Origin of the sequence: Streptomyces sp. ISL-43, from assembly GCF_018614195.1 — a bacterium.
Lineage (GTDB): Bacteria > Actinomycetota > Actinomycetes > Streptomycetales > Streptomycetaceae > Streptomyces.
This window is the reverse complement of sequence record NZ_JAGGOT010000050.1, coordinates 18,338-37,396: the sequence shown is the minus strand read 5'-3', so window position 1 is coordinate 37,396 and position 19,059 is coordinate 18,338. Positions and strand designations below refer to the sequence as shown.

Below are 19,059 nucleotides of genomic sequence, written 5' to 3'. Positions count from 1 at the left end.
GTCGGTGGATCAAGGCTAAGCCCCCGGCCTTCCCGCCGGGACCGCTCGTACCAGGGATGGCTACACCAGGAACGAGGCCTGCAGGACCGATGGCGCCGCCGAGCGGACGTGCCAGGGGCGGGACGAATTCGCCTGGGGCGACACCCGTACCGCCGCCGACCGGTCCGATCGGACTCATGCCTCCGGGCACACCCGTGGTTGTGGGCAGAGGCCTATCTGGCAGCGTGGCGACGTTGTCGAGAGCGACACCCACGTTGCGGTCCGGGAGGACCGAAACGGGGCCCGGTGCAGGCCCCCTCGTTGCGGGCAAAGCACCGTCCGGTCCGGACGTAGAACCGAAGTCATGCGATGAGCCATCGGGACCCACCGCCGCATGTGCGTACGACGACCCGCCCGCTCCAACGGTCCCTGTGAAAACGCTTCCAGAACGCTCCCACTGTTGGCCGCCATCCCTATCCTGCGGAACAAACGTCTCTGGCAATTTCGGAAACGTCGGCACCTCCGCCATTTCCATCCCGGTCGCTGACGCCTCATACCCCTGCGCCAGCTTCGTCATCTGCTGGACCGCCTGCTGGCGTTCACCGCTCAGCTTCGAGTACGCCTGCTGGCCGATCCGCTGCGCGTCCGGGTCGTTGTGGAACTCGCGGGCCGCCTCAAGGTGGGTGGCTGCCCCGGTGTCGTACGCGGGCATGTTGGCCTTGACCTCGATGACGACCTGGCCGGCCTGCGTCAGCTGCTTGCCGCCCGCCGCGCTGTACTCGCTCAGGCGGAGCGTCGCGTTGCCCGTCCGGCTGACCCAGTCCTGGAAGGCCTGGGACGACTCGCCCTCCCAGCCGGGTACCCGGTGGTCCTTGAGGCTTTCGCCGATCTCTTTGATGGTCGCTGCGGCGTCCGTCAGTTGGGCGCCGCGCGCCTTCAGGGTCTCCGCATCGGCCGAGGCGAGCATGGCCAGTAGTTGTTGGTGCGTGTAACTCTCGAAATTCGTCGCCATCAGAACCCCTCACCATCGGTAGCTCCCGGCCCAGTTCCCTGCGAACTCGAACTGTGCGGCGGCGGGACTGCGAGCGGGTCACGCTCCGGAACATAGTTCGCCCTAGCCTGCTCACTGATGGCCACCATCCGACGCTTCGTCTCCTCGTCCACGTCCCCGAAGCCCCGGCCGGCCGTCTGGATCGCGATGCCCAGGCCCTCGATCTGGTCCGCCAGGCCCTTGGACAGCGTCAGGAGCCGCGTGTGGACGTTCGTGTACGCCGTGAACAGGCGCTTGGCCTCCGGGAAGCCCTCGCCGAGGGAGTTCTCCGGGAGCGTGCCGTCCGCGAGCTTTTTGTCGCTCGCCGGGGATTCGTTCAGCTTCGACAGCAGGCCGTCGACCCGCTTCTTGTACTCCGTCAGCGACTCGTACTCGACTCGCAGCGCGCTCACCCTCGCCGGCGAGGCCACGCCCACCCCGAAGTCCCGCCCTAACGCGCCCGGACCATAGTCCACTGCCACGATGACCTCCCGGACTCCCCGTCCCGTCCCGTCCCCGTTCACACCCTGTTCGTACGCGTTCGCACACGCACGTTCAGGATGGTGTTCACGGTCACTTTAGCGAGGGAGTCCGACAAGGCCCAAGTTGCGGGTTGCAGGCGCAATCGGTGTCACACGGTTACGAGTTGGGCGCCGCCACCGCCGCCGACGGCCGGATCGGGAGCCTGTTGACCGGGCGCCCGGTGGCCGCGCGGACCGCCGAGGCGACCGCCGCCGGGGCGGTGACCACCGGGACGGCGCTCGCCGGCTTGGCTCCGAAGGGGGCCACCACGTCGCGTTCCTCGACGAGTTTGACGATGCGGACCGTCGGGGCGTCCAGCGAGGTGGGGAGGGCGTAGCCGGTCAGGTCGGGGTGGCGGATCAGGCCGGAGACCGTGCGGAGGTTCTCCGTCAGGGACGCGCCGACGCCCTGGATGACGCCCGCTTCGATACGGGCTTCCAGCTGGCGGGGGTTGAGGATGCGGCCCACGTCCTGGGCGACCGCGAGTTCGACCACCCGTACCGAGCCCAGTTCGATGTCCACGTCCACCACCGCGCGGATCGCGCAGAAGGCGAGGCCGACGAAGGCGTCGCCCTGCCCGTCCGCGTCCAGCGGTTCCGTCGGGTGGGGGCGGCACTGGGCCGTCGCCCACAGTTCCTTGCCCTCTATCGCCTCGGCGACGGTCGTGGAGAAGGCGCCGTCGTACGACGTGATCCGGCCGTCCGCGATCTGCAGGAGCTCCGTGGACATGCCGAGTTTGTGGGCCATCGGCTGCAGGAGCTGGGTGCGGACCATCTTCGCGGCCCGCTCGACCGCTCCCCCCGACACCCACGTGTGGCGCCCGTGGGCGGACGGGCCGGCCGGGGGCTGGTCGGTGTCGACCGGGGCCGTGACGACCTCGTCGACGCCCAGGGTCTCCTGGACGATCTGGCGGGCGAGCGTGGAGAAGCCCTGGCCGGTGTCGACGGCCGCGCAGATGACCGTCGCGGCACCGCCGACGATCTTCACGGTGGCCGTGGACACCTCGTCGGTGCCCTCCGCGCCGAGCATGTGGACCATGCCGACCCCGTACCCGACTCCGCGCCGCACCGCGCCCGGCTCGCCCGCGCCCTCCAGGCCGCCCGGGAGCAGCCAGTCCTCCTCCGGGGTGTCCTTCGGGAGCGGCGGGAGGTCGTAGTCGCGGACCGCGCGCAGGAGCTCGGCGACGGGGGCGGGGCAGGTGACCGTCTGGCCGGTGGGGAGCAGGTCGCCGGTGGCCAGGACGTTGCGCAGGCGCAGTTCCGCGCCGTCGATGCCGAGGGCGGCGGCGAGCTTGTCCATCTGGCCCTCGTAGGCCGCGCAGACCTGCATGGCGCCTTCGCCGCGTACGTGGCCCGACGGCGGGTTGTTCGTACGGACCGCCCAGCCCTCGACGAAGGCGTGCGGGACGACGTACGGGCCGCAGGCGAAGGCCACCGCCGCCGCGAGGGACTCCGAGGAGGCGTCGGCGTAGGCGCCGGCGTCCATCAGGATCTGGGCCTCGACCTTGACCAGGCGGCCGTCCGCGTCCGCGTGGTGGCGGTAGCGCAGCAGCGTCGGGTGGCGGTGGGGGTGGCCGAGGAAGGACTCCTCGCGGGTGGCGGCCAGCTTCACCGGGCAGCCGGTGCGCAGGGCGAGGAGGCCGAGCGGGAGCTGGAACGCGGCGTCCTCACGGTCGGCCGTCGCGCCCGGGACGCCGGTGACGACGACGCGTACGCGGTCCGGTTCGAGTCCGAAGCAGGCGGCGGCGAGGTCGCGGTCGGTGTGCGGGTCGGTGGAGGCCGTGTAGATCTCCACGCCGCCGTCGGGGCGCGGCACGGCCAGCCCGGCCTCGGCGCCGATGGGGGCGGGGTCCTGGCGGCCGATGCGGTAGAGGCCCTCGACGACGACGTCGCCGGTGGCCTCGGGGTCGCCGTAGCGCAGCGGGATGTGCCGGATCAGGTTGCCGTCGGGGTGCAGGGCGGGGGCGCCGAAGGCCTGTTCGGGGTCGGTGACCGGGTCGAGGAGCTCGTACTCGACGGCGATCGCGGCGGCCGCGAGGCGTGCGGTGTCCGGGTGGTCGGCGGCGACGGCGGCGATGGGCTCGCCGTGGTGGCGGACGACGTCGTGCGCGAAGACGGGCCGGTCGGCGATGCGGCGGCCGTGCGTGGTGGCGCCGGGGACGTCGGCGTGGGTGACGACGGCGCGCACGCCGGGCATTTCGGTGGCGGCCGTGGTGTCGATGGAGAGGATGCGGGCGTGGGCGTGCGGGGAGCGCAGCACGGCCGCCCAGAGGAGGCCCTCGGCCCACAGGTCGGCGGCGTAGGGGAAGGTGCCCTCGGTCTTGGCGCGGGTGTCGGTGGCCGGGACGGACGCGCCGATGCCGCGCGGGACTTCCCGTTCCGAGGGGTCGGTGCCCTCGGGGACGGCCGCCGAGAGGCCGGAGACTCCGGAGACCGCCGATGCCGTGGCCGCGTCGTGGGCGCTCACGCCGTGCCTCCCTGCTGGTTGCCGTGCCCGTGCATTCCCTGGTTGCCCGGGGTGCCCTGGTTGCCCGGGTTGCCCGGGATTCCGTGGATGCCGCCCTCACCGGGCGGTGCCTGGTGCGGGATCCGCGCCTCGGCGGAGGCCGCCGAGGCGGCCGAGGCCGCCTCCGACGCCGCCTCGCGCTCGGCGGCCACCTCGCGCACGGCGTCGATGACGCCCGAGTAGCCCGAGCAGCGGCAGAGGTTGCCGCACAGGGCCTGTCGGGTCTCCAGCTCGCTGGGAGCGTGGTTGCCTTCCAGCAGGTCGTGGATCGTCATGGCCATGCCGGGCACGCAGAACCCGCACTGCACCGCACCCGACCTGCACAATGCCTGCTGCACGTCCGACAGTTCCCCGTCGGTCGCGAGACCTTCCACCGTGCGGACCTCGCTGCCCGCCGCCGTCGCCGCCGGGACGAGGCAGGAGGCGACGAGCCGGCCGTCGACCTGCACGGCGCACGCGCCGCATTCGCCCTGCGAGCAGCCGTCCTTGGCGCCGGCGAGGCCGAGGCGCTCGCGCAGCACGTAGAGGAGGGATTCGCCGATCCACGCACCGGTGACCGGGCGGTCGGCGCCGTTGACGCGCAGGACGTAGGAGGCCGGCGGGTGCTCGTGATGGGCGACGGCGGCGGCGTCCGCCCGCTCGGTGTCTTCTTCCCCGTACGTCGCCCCCTCGCCCGGGGCCCCTCCGGCCTGCTCCGCCGAGGCGCCTGCGACAGCGCTGTCGGTGTCGTCCGCACCCGGTGCGAGCGCGGCCCCGGCTCCGCCGAGGGTCCGCGTGTCCCCGGCCTCCTCCGCATCCGCCCGCCCGCCCACGGCTCCGCCCACGGCAGCCTCGTGCACGGCTTCGTCCACGGCGGCCTCGTGCACGGCTTCGGCCTCGTGCACGGCGGCCTCGTGCACGGCTTCGGCCTCGGCCTCCGTCCCCGGATGCTGCCGCTCCCCCGTCTCCGGGATCCGCGCCGCCCCGTGGGCGGCTTCGATGTCGTGCGGGGCCGGGTAGGCCGGCTCCCCTTCGGGCCCGGCGTGCTCCACCGGGAGCGGGGTACCGACGCCCGGGCCGCCCAGCACGCGCGGTCCGCGCCCCTGACCGGCCGCGACCGGCCCGCCACCGGCTCCGGGAGCACCAGCACCCGGCAGTACCCCGGAACTCAGGGCGTCCGGACCCAGCGCGCCCGAACCGAACGCGTCCGGCCCCGGGGCGCCCTGGCCGCCCAGCGCGTCCGCGCCCGGCTGCCGCGCCGCGTACCCGCGCGCGCCCTCGAAGTCCGGATGGCTCGCCCACGGGGCCGCGGCCCCGCCCGGCAGGGTCGCGGGGGCCTGGCTCCAGTCGGCCGACGCCGCGAGCTGCCCGAAGCTGCCGGTGTCGCCCGTGCCTCCCGGGGTCCACACGTCGCTCGCGGCCGCCTCGGGGAACCGCCACTCGGCGGTCTCCGACGAATCGTGCGCGCCGCCGCGCCCGCCGTACGCGCCGCCGGCGTTCACCCCGGCGGGCTCTTCGGCCGGCTCCGCGACAGGTTCGGCGAACGCCGCCGCCACCGAGGCGGGGATCGGCACCGACGCCGGGATCGGCGCCCGCGCCGCGGCGGCCGCGGAAGCCGCGGCGCCCGTATCCGCCGGAGCCGCAGCGCCCGCCTCGGGCCACTGCACGGGAATCGTCCACGTGCCCGTGGCCGAAGGATCCGTACTGACCGTGCCCAGCGGCACGATCATCGGCGGCGGCACGTAGCCGTGCCCGGGCGCGGCCAGCGGCTCGCCGGTGCCGAGCGCGTCCAGCATGTCCTGCGGCAACTTCACGAAGGCCGTCGCGTCGGAGTCGTACTCGCCGCCGTGCGGCACCGGCTCCCAGCCCCACGCGGGGCCCGTGTTCTCGTTCTCACTCATGAGCTCAGTGCCCTCCCCAGGGCCCTCCGTGCCAGCACGGCCACCGTCCGCCGCAAATGCAGTACTCCGGGAGCCACCGGTTCCCCCTGGTCGGGTACGCACGCGGCCGCGACGTACTCGCCGAAGGCTTCCAGCGCCTCGGGGGCGAGGCTGCGGTCCCCGTCCCAGTCGATCAGCGAAGCCACCCACTGCTCGGCTTCCAGCGGGCGCAGCGGCATCGGGGCGACCGCGCCGATCGCGCACCGCACGCCCCGGCGCGCGGGGTCCAGTACGAGCCCCACGGACGCCACCGCGCGCCCCGGGCCGGTACGGCCCGTGGCCTTCAGGAACACCTGCGGCGCGTGCAGCAGCGGCACCCGTACGAAGCCGATCAGCTCCCCGGGGCGCAGCATCTCCCGTCCTGCCAGCAGGTGCGAGACCGGGATCTCGCGGCGCGATCCGCCCGGCCCGACGATGACGAGCACGGCTTCCAGCGCGGCCAGCACGGGCAGCGCGTCACCCGTCGGCGCGGCGGTGGCGATGTTGCCGCCCAGCGTGCCGGCGTTGCGGATCTGCGGGGGCCCGGCGGCGCGTGCGGCGGCGGCCAGGGCCGGGATCAGGGCGGCGAAGTCCGGCCGACCCATCCTCGCGTGCGTGAGGCCGGCGCCGAGCAGCGCGTGGCCGTCCTGGTACTGCCAGCCGCGGATCTCGTTGATCCGGCCGAGGCCCACCAGGGCGGCGGGCCGCAGCAGTCCCGCGTTGACGGCGGCCATGAGGTCGGTGCCGCCCGCCACGGGGACGGCGGCGGGCATGGCGGCGAGCGCCGCCACGGCCTCGTCGAGCGAGGTCGGCAGCGTCACGGACTGCGCCGCGTTCCCCGCCTGCGGGTCGTCCCGGGGCCCCTGGGACGTATCCCGTGCCTGCGGTGCGTGCGTGGTCAACCCAGCTGCCCCTTCCCGATGTCCCGGTCCCGGCGCTCACGCCTGTCCGCCGTACGGTACGTGCTCACCGCCGGGACGTGGCAACTCTGGCACATCTTCCGGAGCACCGGACGCGAGGGTCCGCGCCGGGGCCGGGGGCCGTATCGGGACGCAGGCGCCACTCGCTGCGGACCCGCCGGGCGGACGTGCGGGGCGGCCGGAGTCCGGCGGCCCCGCCTCATCCGCACGGGGGGTTCGTCACACGTTCGGGGGTGCTCCCTCGATCGGGCGTCCGAGCACTCCGGGCCTGCGCTGCCACGGCAACGGGCCGCCGGGCGGCCGGTAGTCGACCCCGAGCGCGTCCAGGCGCCGGTAGTGCGCCGCCATCCGTGCCTCGAAGTCCGCGTAGTCCCGCAGCTCCGGCTCCGGCAGCTTCGACCACACCACCTCGGCGAAGGCGGCGAGGCGCGGGAACACCTGGTAGTCGACCCGGCTCTGGTTCTCCATCACCTCGGTCCACACATTGGCCTGGGCGCCCAGCACCTGGGCGGCGGCCTCTGGCGACAACTTCGGCGGAACCGGCTCGAACCGGTACACATCCTCCAGAGTGCGGACGAACCCGATGGGCATCGGCTCGTCCCCGCCGTCCGCCTGACGGTGGTCCAGGTACACCTGCTGCTCCGGGCACATCACCACGTCGTGGCCCGCCTCGGCGGCGGCGATGCCGCCCGCGTATCCGCGCCAGGAGGAGACGGCCGCGCCGGGAGCCAGCCCGCCCTCCAGGATCTCGTCCCATCCGATGAGCCGGCGCCCGCGCTCGGCGAGCCAGCCGTCGAAGTGCCGGATGAACCAGGACTGCAGCCCGTCCTCGCCGTCCACCCCCAGCTCCCGGATCCGCTCCCGCGCCACCGCCGAGGCCCGCCACTGGCCCTTCGGGCACTCGTCCCCGCCCACGTGCACGAAGGGCGAGACCTCCACCGGGAACAGCTCCAGCAGCTCCTCGAAGACCCCCTCGTAGAACCGCAGGACGGCCTCCGTGGGCGCGAGCACGTTCTCGTTGATCCCCCAGTCGTCCCACACCTCCAGGGCGGCGGTGTCCACCACGTCCGTGTTGCCCAGCTCCGGGTAGGCGGCGATCGCGGCCTGGGAGTGCCCCGGCACGTCGATCTCGGGCACCACCCGCACGTGCCGCTCGGCGGCGTACGCGACGATCTCGCGGATGTCGTCACGCGTGTAGAAGCCGCCGTGCGGGGTCTCGTTCCACAGCGGCGAGGCCCGGTGCCCCCACCGGCTGCGCGCCCGCCACGCGCCGACCTCGGTCAGCTTCGGGTAGCGCCGGATCTCGACCCGCCAGCCCTGGTCGTCCGTCAGGTGCAGGTGCAGCACGTTGAGCTTGTGGGCGGCGAGCAGGTCGATGTGGCGCAGCACGCCGTCCTTGGGCGTGAAGTGGCGGGCGACGTCGAGCATCATGCCGCGCCAGCCGAAGCGGGGGCCGTCGGCGATGTCCCCGTACGGCAGCCGCCACACCGCCCCCGGCAGCGGCGCCCGCCGGTAGGCGTGGGCCCCGAGCAGCTGACGCAGCGTCTGCGCCGCGTAGAAGAGGCCCGCCGCGTCGGCTCCCTCCAGGAGTACGAGGCCGGGCGCGACGTGGAGTTCGTAGGACTCGGCGCCGGTGTCCCGCGCGATCCCGGGGCGCAGCGCGAGCCGGATCACCGGGCGCTCGCCGTACGCCTCCCCGCGGACCGGGGCCGGGAGCGCCCAGCCGGTGGCCGCGCCGAGCTCGCGGCGCAGCCAGCCGGCCGTGCCCCCGGTGCCGGGTCCGGCGTCGAGCAGCGGGTCGGTGAGCTCGTACGCGCCGCCGTCGGGCAGGAAGCGCGCGTACCGCGGCTCCGGAATCAACTCGGGCATGGCCTGACTCCTCCACCGTTGCAACATGTGCAACGTACGTTTCACATGGCGCTGACGCGGCGACCCTAACCCGCCCTCCGGGCACGGCAAAGGCCCCCGGACGCACAGCAGCGCACCGAGGGCCTTCGTCCCGCTTCGGGAGGGCCGGACTACTTGTCCTTGCCGCCCTTGTCCTTGTCCCCGCCGGGGCCCATGGACTCGTAGATCTCCTTGCACATGGGGCAGACCGGGTACTTCTTCGGGTCCCGGCCCGGCACCCAGACCTTGCCGCAGAGCGCGACGACGGGGGTGCCCCCGAGCGCGCTCTCCATGATCTTGTCCTTCTGGACGTAGTGGGCGAAGCGCTCGTGGTCGCCGTCGCCGTGGGACACCTGCGGCGTCGGCTCTACGAGGGTCCCCGTACCAGTCCCGCGATCGGGCTCAAGAGTGCTCATGAAAGCAAGCGTACTGAACCCCGCCGGGGTCAGTTGAGCGACGGGTCGTCCGGATAGGTGGCCACCATCGCCAGGTCGCTGCGCTGGCGCCGCAGCACCGCGCGCCACAGCCGTTCCGGATCCGGGAAGGAGACGTCGCCCGGCTCGGATTCCACCACGTACCAGGCGCCGCCGCCCAGTTCCTCCTCCAGCTGACCCGGGCCCCAGCCCGAGTACCCGGCGAAGATGCGCAGGCCCCCCAGCGCCGCGGCGAGGAGCTCCGGCGGGGCCTCCAGGTCCACCAGGCCGATCGCCCCGTGCACCCGGCGCCACCCGAGCGGCCCCTCCTCGCCGGGGATGACCGCCAGCCCCAGCGCGGAGTCCAGCGCCACCGGGCCGCCCTGGAAGACCACTCCGGGGGCGCCGGCCAGCGCCGCCCAGGGCAGCAGGACGTCACCGACGCCCACCGGGGTGGGCCGGTTGAGGACGACGCCGAGCGAGCCCTGCTCGTCGTGGTCGAGCAGCAGCACCACCGCGCGGTCGAAATTCGGGTCCGCGAGAGCGGGGGTGGCCACGAGCAGCCGCCCTGTGAGGGAGGACACCTCGGTCATGCCGACATGGTCTCGCACATTCGCCCGTGAGGGGGAGCCGACGCGGTGATCCGATCCTGCGCAGCTCAGGGCGCACGGCGGCAGCGCGGGGCGCGCGCGCCCGGCCCGCCCGGACACCTGACGGAAGGAGACGCTCCGCCACATGGCGGGCACCCAGGGTGTTGTGGCGAATTCATGACAGTCCTACGGCCCCGTCAGCCATACGAACAAGGGGGTCGTGCCCCTTACCCTTTTGACTTGGCCCCCTGCCCACCCCTCCCGGAACGCGAGATTCATGACCGGCATCAGTGACGATGTACTGCTTGTCCACGGCGGAACCCCGCTCGAGGGCGAGATCCGTGTCCGAGGCGCGAAGAACCTCGTACCGAAGGCCATGGTCGCGGCCCTGCTCGGCAGCGAGCCCAGCCGGCTGCGCAACGTTCCCGACATCCGTGACGTCCGGGTCGTGCGCGGACTGCTCCAGCTGCACGGGGTGACCGTCCGCCCGGGTGACGAGCCGGGCGAGCTGGTCCTCGACCCCACGTACGTCGAGAGCGCCAACGTCGCCGACATCGACGCGCACGCGGGCTCCTCGCGCATCCCGATCCTGTTCTGCGGCCCGCTGCTGCACCGCCTCGGCCACGCCTTCATCCCGGGCCTGGGCGGCTGCGACATCGGCGGCCGGCCGATCGACTTCCACTTCGACGTGCTGCGCCAGTTCGGCGCGACCATCGAGAAGCGCGAGGGCGGCCAGTACCTGGAGGCCCCGCAGCGGCTGCGCGGCTGCAAGATCCGCCTGCCCTACCCGTCGGTCGGCTCGACCGAGCAGGTGCTGCTGACGGCCGTCCTGGCCGAGGGCGTCACCGAGCTCGGCAACGCCGCCGTGGAGCCGGAGATCGAGGACCTCATCTGCGTCCTGCAGAAGATGGGCGCCATCATCTCCGTCGACACCGACCGGACCATCCGGATCACCGGTGTGGACCGCCTGAGCGGCTACAACCACAAGGCGCTCCCGGACCGCCTGGAGGCCGCCTCCTGGGCGTCCGCGGCCCTGGCGACCGGCGGAAACATCTACGTGCGCGGCGCGCAGCAGCGTTCGATGATGACCTTCCTCAACACCTTCCGCCGGGTCGGCGGCGCCTTCGAGATCGACGACGACGGCATCCGCTTCTGGCACCCGGGCGGCCCGCTCAACGCCATCGCGCTGGAGACCGACGTCCACCCCGGCTTCCAGACCGACTGGCAGCAGCCGCTGGTCGTGGCGCTGACCCAGGCCACCGGCCTCTCGATCGTCCACGAGACGGTCTACGAGTCCCGCCTCGGCTTCACCTCCGCGCTCAACCAGATGGGCGCGCACATCCAGCTCTACCGCGAGTGCCTGGGCGGCAGCGCCTGCCGCTTCGGCCAGCGCAACTTCCTGCACTCGGCGGTCGTCTCCGGGCCCACCAAGCTCCAGGGCGCCGACCTGGTCATCCCCGACCTGCGCGGCGGGTTCTCGTACCTGATCGCGGCGCTCGCCGCCGAGGGCACTTCGCGGGTCCACGGCATCGACCTGATCAACCGCGGCTACGAGAACTTCATGGAGAAGCTCGTGGAGCTGGGTGCCAAGGTCGAGCTCCCGGGCGGCGACCTCGTCTGAGGACCGCACCGGCCGCCGGGCCACGTAGACCGGCGCAGACCGGCCCAGAACGCCCCCAGGGCCCCGTAGAGGGGCCTGTGGGGGCGTTCTGGCTCCCGGGGGCCACCGCCGGCGCCGGGAGCGCGGAGAGGCGGCCACCCGGTGCCGGGTGGCCGCCTCTCGCGTACTACGTACTACTGCCGTCCCGGGGGCCGCTGCGGCCCCCGGCACAAGGGCGGACTACTTGCCCTTGGCGGCTTCCTTGAGCTTGGAGCCCGCGGAGACCTTCACGCTGTAGCCGGCCGGGATCTGGATGGGGTCGCCGGTCTGCGGGTTGCGCGCGGTGCGAGCGGCACGGTGGGTGCGCTCGAAGGTCAGGAAGCCGGGGATGGTGACCTTCTCGTCGCCCTTGGCGACAATCTCGCCGATGGTCTCGGCGAGCGCGGCCAGAACGGCGTCGGCGTCCTTGCGGGTCACCTCGGCGCGCTCGGACAGAGCGGCCACCAGCTCACTGCGGTTCATGTTGTACTCCCGTGTTCAACTTGCCTTAGAGGCGTGAGATCGAAGCCGATGCTGCCAGGGCCCTAGGACAGTCCCCGGACCCGGGTCTGTCGTCAGACCCTCTCGCCCGGTTACGCATCCTGCCCCCACCAGCGGCGGGAAAGCCAATCCGGCACCCGCCAGGGTCACACGAAAAGCGCCACAGTCACGCCGCGGTGACGCTCCGTCCGCACCAGGAGGGGTTCCGGCGGATGCGGACCGCCGGCATCCCCGCAACCCTAGAGGCGGCCCGGTGGGCCCGCATCCCGCGACGCGCCGGGGATCAGACGGAGGTGGGGCCCGTCACAGCGGCCGTGGCGGCCTTGCGGACGGCGCCGGCGACCGCGCCCGCGACCTTGTCGTTGAAGACCGACGGGATGATGTAGTTCGCGTTCAGCTCGTCCTCGCCGACCACGTCGGCCAGGGCGCTCGCCGCGGCCAGCATCATCCCGGTGTCCACCGTGCGCGACTGGGCGTCCAGCAGGCCCCGGAAGACGCCCGGGAAGACCAGCACGTTGTTGATCTGGTTCGGGAAGTCGGAGCGGCCGGTGGCCACGACGGCGGCGGTCTGGCGGGCCACAGCCGGGTCCACCTCCGGGTCCGGGTTCGCGAGCGCGAACACGATCGCGCCGTCCGCCATGGCGGCCACGTCGTCGCCGTTGAGCACGTTCGGGGCCGAGACGCCGATGAACACGTCGGCGCCGACCACGGCCTCCTTCAGGGTGCCCGTGTAGCCCTCGGGGTTGGTGTTGTCGGCGATCCAGCGCAGCGGGGAGTCGGCCGCCGCGTCGACGAGGTCGGGGCGGTCCGCGTGCACGACACCGTGGATGTCGGCGCTGACGACGTTCTTCACACCGGCCGCGAGGAGCAGCTTGAGGATCGCGGTACCGGCCGCGCCGGCGCCCGACATGACGACCTTGACGTCGCCAACTGCCTTGCCCACCACGCGCAGCGCGTTGGTGAGGGCGGCGAGGACGACGATGGCGGTGCCGTGCTGGTCGTCGTGGAAGACGGGGATGTCGAGGGCCTCGCGCAGCCGGGCCTCGATCTCGAAGCAGCGCGGCGCGGAGATGTCCTCCAGGTTGATGCCGGCGAAGCCCGGGGCGATCGCCTTGACGACAGCAACGATCTCGTCCGGGTCCTGGGTGTCCAGGCAGATCGGCCATGCGTCGATGCCGGCGAAGCGCTTGAAGAGGGCCGCCTTGCCCTCCATGACGGGCAGCGCGGCCATCGGGCCGATGTTGCCGAGGCCCAGCACGGCGCTGCCGTCCGTCACGACTGCGACGGAGTTGCGCTTGATGGTCAGGCGGCGGGCGTCCTCGGGGTTCTCGGCGATCGCCATGCACACGCGGGCCACGCCCGGGGTGTAGATCATCGAGAGGTCGTCGCGGTTGCGGATGGGGTGCTTGGACGCCATCTCGATCTTGCCGCCGAGGTGCATCAGGAAGGTTCGGTCGGAGACCTTGCCGAGGCTGACGCCCTCGATCCCGCGCAGCTTCTCGACGATCTCGTCGGCGTGCGCCGTGGAGGTCGCGGCGATGGTGACGTCGATCCGGAGCTTCTCGTGGCCGGATGCGGTCACGTCGAGGCCGGTGACCGAGCCACCGGAGGACTCCACGGCGGTGGTGAGCTGGGAGACCGCGGTTCCGCTCGCGGGCACTTCCAGGCGGACCGTCATCGAGTACGAGACGCTGGGCGCCGTTGCCATGGCCGTGTTCCTCTTCTGTCCCTGGTTTTTCTGTACGCACACAGAGTCCCGCGCTGCGCCGGCCGAGAACGTGGCGGGTACGGGCAGGACCTGTTGTCCGATCGTCCCACCTACCAGCCGGTACAAGGTAACCAGCTACAAATTTCGGAAAGACACTTCCACCATACGAGATTTGCAGAGGCCCCGGAACCCTTTCCGGCCACGCAAAACAGGTCCGCCCCCTCCACTTCCGCAGAGGGGGCAGACCTGTTCTCTTACGTCTATGACACCGACCCGCCATGCTCGCCTCGCGGCAAGAGGTCGCTCTAAGCGACGAAGGTTGGGCCCGGGGGCTTGGATCGAGCCGGTGCCGTAACCCAGGCTAACAAAAGTTCGCCGGAAGTGATCCCCCTACCGGCGGCCGGTTTCGGCCGACCACGCCCTTGGCCGCCGACCATTCGGCCGTACGAAACCGCACGAAGCCGTACGAAGCCCTGGGCGGGCCGGGGGACACTCGCGAACCGCCCCCCGGCCCCGGGCTCCGCCCCGGCCGGGGGCTAAGGCCGCAGGAGGGCCGCCACGCCCGCCGCGTCCGGGGTGTCACGGGCGGTGGAGATCACCGTCAGTTGCTGCGTCGCGCGGGTCAGGGCCACGTAGAGCACGCGCAGGCCCGCCGGGGACTCGTCCGCGATCTCGGCCGGGGAGACGACCACCGTGGCGTCGTACTCCAGACCCTTCGCCTCCAGACTGCCCAGCGCGACCGCCCGCTCCCCCAGCTCCGCGAGCCAGCCCGCGGCCTCCACCCGCCGGTCCATGGCCACGACCACGCCCACCGTGCCGTCCACCTGCTCCAGCAGCCTGCGGGTCTCCTCCCGGACGGTGTCCCGCAGTTCCCCGGCCACCGCCGTGAAACGCGGCTGAAGACCCGTGGAGCGCACCGCCGTCGGCGGCTCCGTGCCCGGCGCCGCCAGCTTCAGCACCCGGGAGGCGACCTCCGCGACCTCGGCCGGGTTGCGGTAGTTCACCGTCAGGGTGAACCGCCGCCGCGGCCGCGACCCCAGCGCCTCGTCCCGCGCGGCCGCCGCCTCCTGCGGATCGGTCCACGAGGACTGCGCCGGGTCCCCGACCACCGTCCACGTGCCCATCCGGCCCCGGCGGCCGACCATCCGCCACTGCATCGGCGTCAGGTCCTGCGCCTCGTCGACGATGACGTGCGCGTACTCGGTGCGCTCCGCCGCGAGCCGCTCGGCCCGCTCCCACTGGGTCTCCTCGCGGGTCGACATCAGCTCCTCCAGCCCGCTCAGCTGGTCCAGCGGGTCCATCTGCCGCTTGCGCTTGGGCCGCGCGGGCGCGCCCACCAGCTGCTGCAGCTCGTCCAGCAGTGCCACGTCGTGCACCGACAGCGGGCCCTTGCCGTCCGGGCCCACCCGGCGCAGGGAGCGCGCCAGCTGGCGGGTCTCGCGCGGGTTGAGGTCCCGGCGCGACCAGCGCGACAGGCGCCGCTCGTCGGCCATGGAGGCGAGCACCCCGCGCGGGGTCAGCTCGGGCCACCAGGCGTTCAGGAACTCGATGAACGCGTCCTCCGTCGAGATGTCCTCGTCGAAGGCGGAGCGCAGCTCGGCGGCGAGCTCCGGGTCGCTGTGCCGGCCGGCCCCGCCGGACTTGGAGTACAGGGCGTCCAGCAGGAGCTTGCGGGCGCGCGGGCGCAGCAGGTTGACCGGGGTGGTGGTGCCGAGGACGTTCTGCCGGATCCGGTCGAGGTCGGCGGCCTCCAGCTCCTGGCGGCGCCCGAAGGCCACCACGCGCAGCCGGTCCGGGGCGGGCGTCCCGCCGGGGCCGCCGAATTCCAGGGCGCCCCGTACGGCCTTGCGCAGCACCTTCAGCATCCGGGACGAGCCCTTGACGCGGGCCGTGGACGGGTCGTCGTACGTGGTCGCCTCGGCCCCGTCGACGAGCGAGCCGAGCGCCCGGATGGCGACCTGGCCCTCCTCGCCGAGGGAGGGCAGGACGCCCTCGGTGTACGCGACGAGCAGCGGGGTCGGGGAGACGATGAGGATGCCGCCGGAGTAGCGGCGCCGGTCCTGGTAGAGCAGGTAGGCGGCGCGGTGCAGGGCGACGGCGGTCTTGCCGGTGCCGGGTCCGCCCGAGACCTCGGCCACCGAGGCGGCGGGCGCCCGGATGACGAGGTCCTGCTCGGCCTGGATGGAGGAGACGATGTCCCGCATCGAGTGGGTGCGGGCCCGCCCGAGCGCGGCCATCAGGGCGCCGTCGCCGATGACGGGCAGCTCGCGCCCGTCGAGGAAGGCGGTGACCTCGGGACGCATCAGGTCGTCCTCGACGCCGAGCACCTTGCGGCCCTTGGAGCGGATGACGCGGCGGCGTACGACGCGTCCCGGATCCTTGGGGGTGGAACGGTAGAACGGCGCGGCCGCGGGGGCGCGCCAGTCGATGACGAGCGGCGAGTAGTCGGAGTCGAGGACTCCGATGCGGCCGATGTGGAGCGTCTCGGCGATGTCGGCCGTGAGGTCGGCGCGGATCGCGTCGTCGGCGGGGTCGACGGAGGTGAAGGCGCCGTCCGGGCCGCGCTCCCCGTCCTTGCCCTGGACCAGGTCGACGCGGCCGAACAGGAAGTCCTCGAACTCGTTGTTGAGACGGTTGAGGTGGATTCCGGCGCGGAAGACCTGTGCGTCCCGCTCGGCGAGGGCGCCGGGCGTGCCGACCTGGCCACGCTTGGCGGCGTCGTTCATCAGGAACTCCGCCTCGTGGATCTTCTCCTCAAGGCGTCGGTACACGTGATCGAGATGCGTCTGCTCGACCGCGATCTCCCGATCGCGGACGGAATCCGCCGTGCTGTCGACAGCGGCATTCTGCGCGGCCACCAAGGCCCCTTTCTGACGTGCATGGGCGACCGTCAACCGTACGCGAACGGGCCCCTGCGCGCACGCCCGTTCCGGGACGGGTCGCAGATCAAGACGAACATCACGTCCGTCGGGCGCCGGGGGCGGGGGTCAGCCGGGGCGGGCTTCGAGTACGCGGCGGCGGTGGCGGGCCACGCGCTCGCGGTTCCCGCACAGCTCGCTGGAGCACCAGCGGCGCCGGTGGCCGCGCGAGGTGTCGAGGTAGACGCGGGCGCACCGGTCGCCCTCGCAGGCCCGCAGCAGGGCGCGGTCCGCGGGATCGGTGAGCAGTTCGACGGCGTCGCGGGCCACGGCGGCGAGCAGCCCGGCGCATTCGACCCCGCCGCACAACTCCCGTACGAGGTGCCCTTCTTGGTCCTGTACGGCACACAGTCCCGGGGGTGGACCGGCGGCCGCCGCGTTGACCCGGGCCAGCGCGGGCGCCGGCGGCGCGGTCCCGGCGAGCTCGGCGCGTACGAGGCTCTCGACGTCGGCGCGCAGCAGCCGGAAGGCCTGCACCCAGTCGGCCTCCACGCGCGGGAGCGGCGTCCGCCCGGGAACAAGCCCGGCCCCGGCGAGCCAGAGCCGCAGCTCGTCCGCGTCCCGGATCCCCTCGGCCCCCTCGCCGCGCCCACGGGGCTCGAAGGCGGCCACCAGGTCCAGGCAGACCCGCCCGGATTCGAACCACATGCCCGTCACCGCCTCCCGCTCGGGGCGTGCCCCCAGAGTGCCCGTCCCCCGCCCCGGCGGCTAGAGGGCGGGCGGGTCGTCGTGGAGGATCCGCTGGAAGAGGCGGTGGTCCCGCCAGGCTCCGTCGATGTGCAGGTAGCGGGGCGCGAGCCCGTACTGCTCGAAGCCCACCTTGGCCAGGACCCGCTGCGAGGCGAGGTTGTCGACGAGGGTCCCGGCGTCGACGCGGTGCAGTCCGACCTCGTCGCGGGCGATCCGGCAGACCTCCTCGAGCGCGGCGGTGGCCAGCCCCTTGCCCGCCCGGTCCCGGTCGATCCAGTAGCCGACGGCGCCGGTGCACAGCGGCCCGAGCACGATGGAGACGAGGCTGATCGCCCCGACGGGCAGCCCGTCCGCGACGAGCACGTACGGCCGCGCCCGCCCGCCGTCGCGGTCCGCGAGCAGCCCCTCGATCCGCGCCAGCTGCCCGGCCTCGGTGTAGAAGGCCTCGGGCCGCCGGGGCTCGTAGGGGGCCAGGTACGCCCGGTTCCGCTCCAGCACCTCGGCGAGCCCGGCGGCGTCCGCCGTCCGGATCTCCCGCATCTCCACCCCGTCAAAGATCATCCGGGCAAACTAGCGGACGCCGCGGAGCCCGCCCGACTCCGGTCGGCGCGGGCACCCGGGTCAGTCCGCGCAGGCGCCCGCGTCAAGGGAGAGGCGGTAGCCGCGCTTGACGACCGTCTGGATCAGGTTCGGCGCGCCCAGCGCCACGCGCAGGCGGGCCATCGCCGTTTCCACCGCGTGCTCGTCGCGGCCCGCGCCCGGGAGGGCGCGCAGCAGTTCGGAGCGGGCCACCACCCAGCCCGGCCGGCGAGCCAGGGCCCGCAGCAGGGCCATGCCGGCCGGCGGGACCGGGCGCAGCTCGGCATCGAGGAGTACCGCGTGGCCGCGCAGTTCCAGCCGGTGCCCCGCCACCGGGAGCACCCGCGCCCGGCCCGGGAGTTCCTGGCACAGCAGCTGCACCAGCGGGCCCAGCCGGAACCGCTCGGGCTGCACCGTGGCCACCCCCTCCGCCTGCAGCGGCACCGCCGTCACCGGGCCCACGCACGCCGACAGCACCGATCCGCCGGTCAGCGCCACCAGCACGGATTCCCGTACGCCCCGCTCCTGCGCGCGCGAGAGCAGTGAGGCGGCGGCAGGCGCGGAGGTGAAGCTCACCGCGTCGACCCCGCCGGCGGCCACCGCGTCGATCAGCCGGTCCAGCGGTCCGAGGTCCTCGGGCGCCATCCACCGGTACACCGGTACGCCGACCACCTCGGCCCCGCCCGCCCGCAGCGCCTCGATGAACCCGGGCAGCGGCTCCCCGTGCAGCTGCAGGGCGATGCGCCGGCCGGCCACCCCGGCCGTCAGCAGCCGGTCCAGTACCTCGGCGAGCGACTCCGATCCCGGGGACCAGGTCTCCACGAGTCCGGCGGCCCGGATCGCGCCCTTGACCTTGGGCCCGCGCGCCAGCAGTTCGGTCTCCCGCAGCCGCCCGAGGAGCTCCTCGCCGAGCCCCCACCCGTCGGCGGCCTCGATCCAGCCCCGGAAGCCGATGGCGGTCGTGGCCACGACCACGTCGGGCGCGCAGCCGATCAGCTCCTTGGTGGCGGCGAGGAGTTCGGTGTCGTCGGCGAGCGGCACGATCCGCAGGGCGGGCGCGTGCAGCACATTGGCCCCGCGGCGGCGCAGCAGGGCGATCAGCTCGTCGGCCCGCCGGGCGGCGGTGACCCCGATGGTGAAGCCCGCGAGCGGCCCGGCGGCTGGGGAGGGGGCCGGCCTGGTGGGGGTGTCGTACATGGTGACCTGCCTCGCGCAGTGGTCGGGTCCGGCATCCGGGCCGGATCGGGTCCGGCAGCTCCGCCGGATCAGGTCCGGCGTCC

The 19,059-nt window shown here is 73.4% G+C and carries 15 protein-coding genes; 1 reads left to right on the top strand and 14 read right to left on the bottom strand.

Annotated features, from left to right (window positions below):
• The 8 genes from J7F03_RS27195 to J7F03_RS27160 all read right to left on the bottom strand — a co-directional run.
• Nucleotides 1-991 (bottom strand): WXG100 family type VII secretion target (locus J7F03_RS27195; protein WP_374104400.1); only part of this gene is annotated, 991 nt, incomplete at its 3' end.
• The gene (locus J7F03_RS27190; protein ID WP_214953968.1) at nucleotides 991-1,491 is read right to left on the bottom strand and encodes a hypothetical protein; all 501 of its coding nucleotides are present in this window, start codon (nucleotides 1,489-1,491) and stop codon (nucleotides 991-993) included. The genes J7F03_RS27195 and J7F03_RS27190, both read right to left, overlap by 1 nt.
• 157 nt (nucleotides 1,492-1,648) lie before the next feature.
• Entirely contained in the window at nucleotides 1,649-3,997 is a 2,349-nt protein-coding gene (locus tag J7F03_RS27185) for a xanthine dehydrogenase family protein molybdopterin-binding subunit (RefSeq protein WP_214953965.1), read from the bottom strand.
• Complete coding sequence (locus J7F03_RS27180; protein ID WP_214953963.1) at nucleotides 3,994-5,916, bottom strand: (2Fe-2S)-binding protein; 1,923 nt, start codon at nucleotides 5,914-5,916, stop codon at nucleotides 3,994-3,996. The genes J7F03_RS27185 and J7F03_RS27180 overlap by 4 nt, the downstream gene beginning before the upstream one ends.
• Nucleotides 5,913-6,836, bottom strand: coding sequence for an FAD binding domain-containing protein (locus J7F03_RS27175; protein ID WP_214953961.1), 924 nt, complete (start codon nucleotides 6,834-6,836; stop codon nucleotides 5,913-5,915). Before J7F03_RS27175 ends, J7F03_RS27180 begins: the two co-directional genes overlap by 4 nt.
• 237 nt (nucleotides 6,837-7,073) lie before the next feature.
• Nucleotides 7,074-8,723 (bottom strand): beta-N-acetylhexosaminidase, encoded by a 1,650-nt coding sequence (locus J7F03_RS27170; protein ID WP_214953959.1) that lies wholly within the window; start codon nucleotides 8,721-8,723, stop codon nucleotides 7,074-7,076.
• A gap of 149 nt (nucleotides 8,724-8,872) precedes the next feature.
• Nucleotides 8,873-9,157 (bottom strand): DUF3039 domain-containing protein, encoded by a 285-nt coding sequence (locus J7F03_RS27165; protein WP_112448118.1) that lies wholly within the window; start codon nucleotides 9,155-9,157, stop codon nucleotides 8,873-8,875.
• 29 nt (nucleotides 9,158-9,186) lie between these two features.
• Complete coding sequence (locus J7F03_RS27160) at nucleotides 9,187-9,747, bottom strand: YqgE/AlgH family protein (RefSeq protein ID WP_214953957.1); 561 nt, start codon at nucleotides 9,745-9,747, stop codon at nucleotides 9,187-9,189.
• Nucleotides 9,748-10,021: 274 nt separating this feature from the next.
• Between J7F03_RS27160 and murA the strand changes: the two genes are divergently transcribed.
• A complete protein-coding gene (gene murA / locus J7F03_RS27155; RefSeq protein WP_214953955.1) occupies nucleotides 10,022-11,365 on the top strand; it encodes a UDP-N-acetylglucosamine 1-carboxyvinyltransferase in 1,344 nt (447 codons plus the stop codon).
• 219 nt (nucleotides 11,366-11,584) lie between these two features.
• Here murA and J7F03_RS27150 read toward each other — a convergent pair whose 3' ends face one another.
• The 6 genes from J7F03_RS27150 to J7F03_RS27125 all read right to left on the bottom strand — a co-directional run bounded on the left by J7F03_RS27150 (nucleotide 11,585) and on the right by J7F03_RS27125 (nucleotide 18,976).
• Nucleotides 11,585-11,866 (bottom strand): HU family DNA-binding protein, encoded by a 282-nt coding sequence (locus tag J7F03_RS27150; RefSeq protein WP_214953953.1) that lies wholly within the window; start codon nucleotides 11,864-11,866, stop codon nucleotides 11,585-11,587.
• A 301-nt stretch (nucleotides 11,867-12,167) separates the two neighbouring features.
• On the bottom strand, nucleotides 12,168-13,592 hold the full coding sequence (locus J7F03_RS27145; RefSeq protein WP_214953951.1) for an NAD-dependent malic enzyme: 1,425 nt from the start codon (nucleotides 13,590-13,592) through the stop codon (nucleotides 12,168-12,170).
• 536 nt (nucleotides 13,593-14,128) lie between these two features.
• On the bottom strand, nucleotides 14,129-16,450 hold the full coding sequence (locus J7F03_RS27140) for a UvrD-helicase domain-containing protein (RefSeq protein WP_214953949.1): 2,322 nt from the start codon (nucleotides 16,448-16,450) through the stop codon (nucleotides 14,129-14,131).
• A 129-nt stretch (nucleotides 16,451-16,579) separates the two neighbouring features.
• On the bottom strand, nucleotides 16,580-17,158 hold the full coding sequence (locus tag J7F03_RS27135) for an ABATE domain-containing protein (RefSeq protein ID WP_214953947.1): 579 nt from the start codon (nucleotides 17,156-17,158) through the stop codon (nucleotides 16,580-16,582).
• 60 nt (nucleotides 17,159-17,218) lie between these two features.
• On the bottom strand, nucleotides 17,219-17,761 hold the full coding sequence (locus J7F03_RS27130) for a GNAT family N-acetyltransferase (protein ID WP_214953945.1): 543 nt from the start codon (nucleotides 17,759-17,761) through the stop codon (nucleotides 17,219-17,221).
• A 60-nt stretch (nucleotides 17,762-17,821) separates the two neighbouring features.
• Nucleotides 17,822-18,976, bottom strand: coding sequence for a uroporphyrinogen-III synthase (locus tag J7F03_RS27125; RefSeq protein ID WP_214953943.1), 1,155 nt, complete (start codon nucleotides 18,974-18,976; stop codon nucleotides 17,822-17,824).
• Nucleotides 18,977-19,059: the final 83 nt, after the last annotated feature.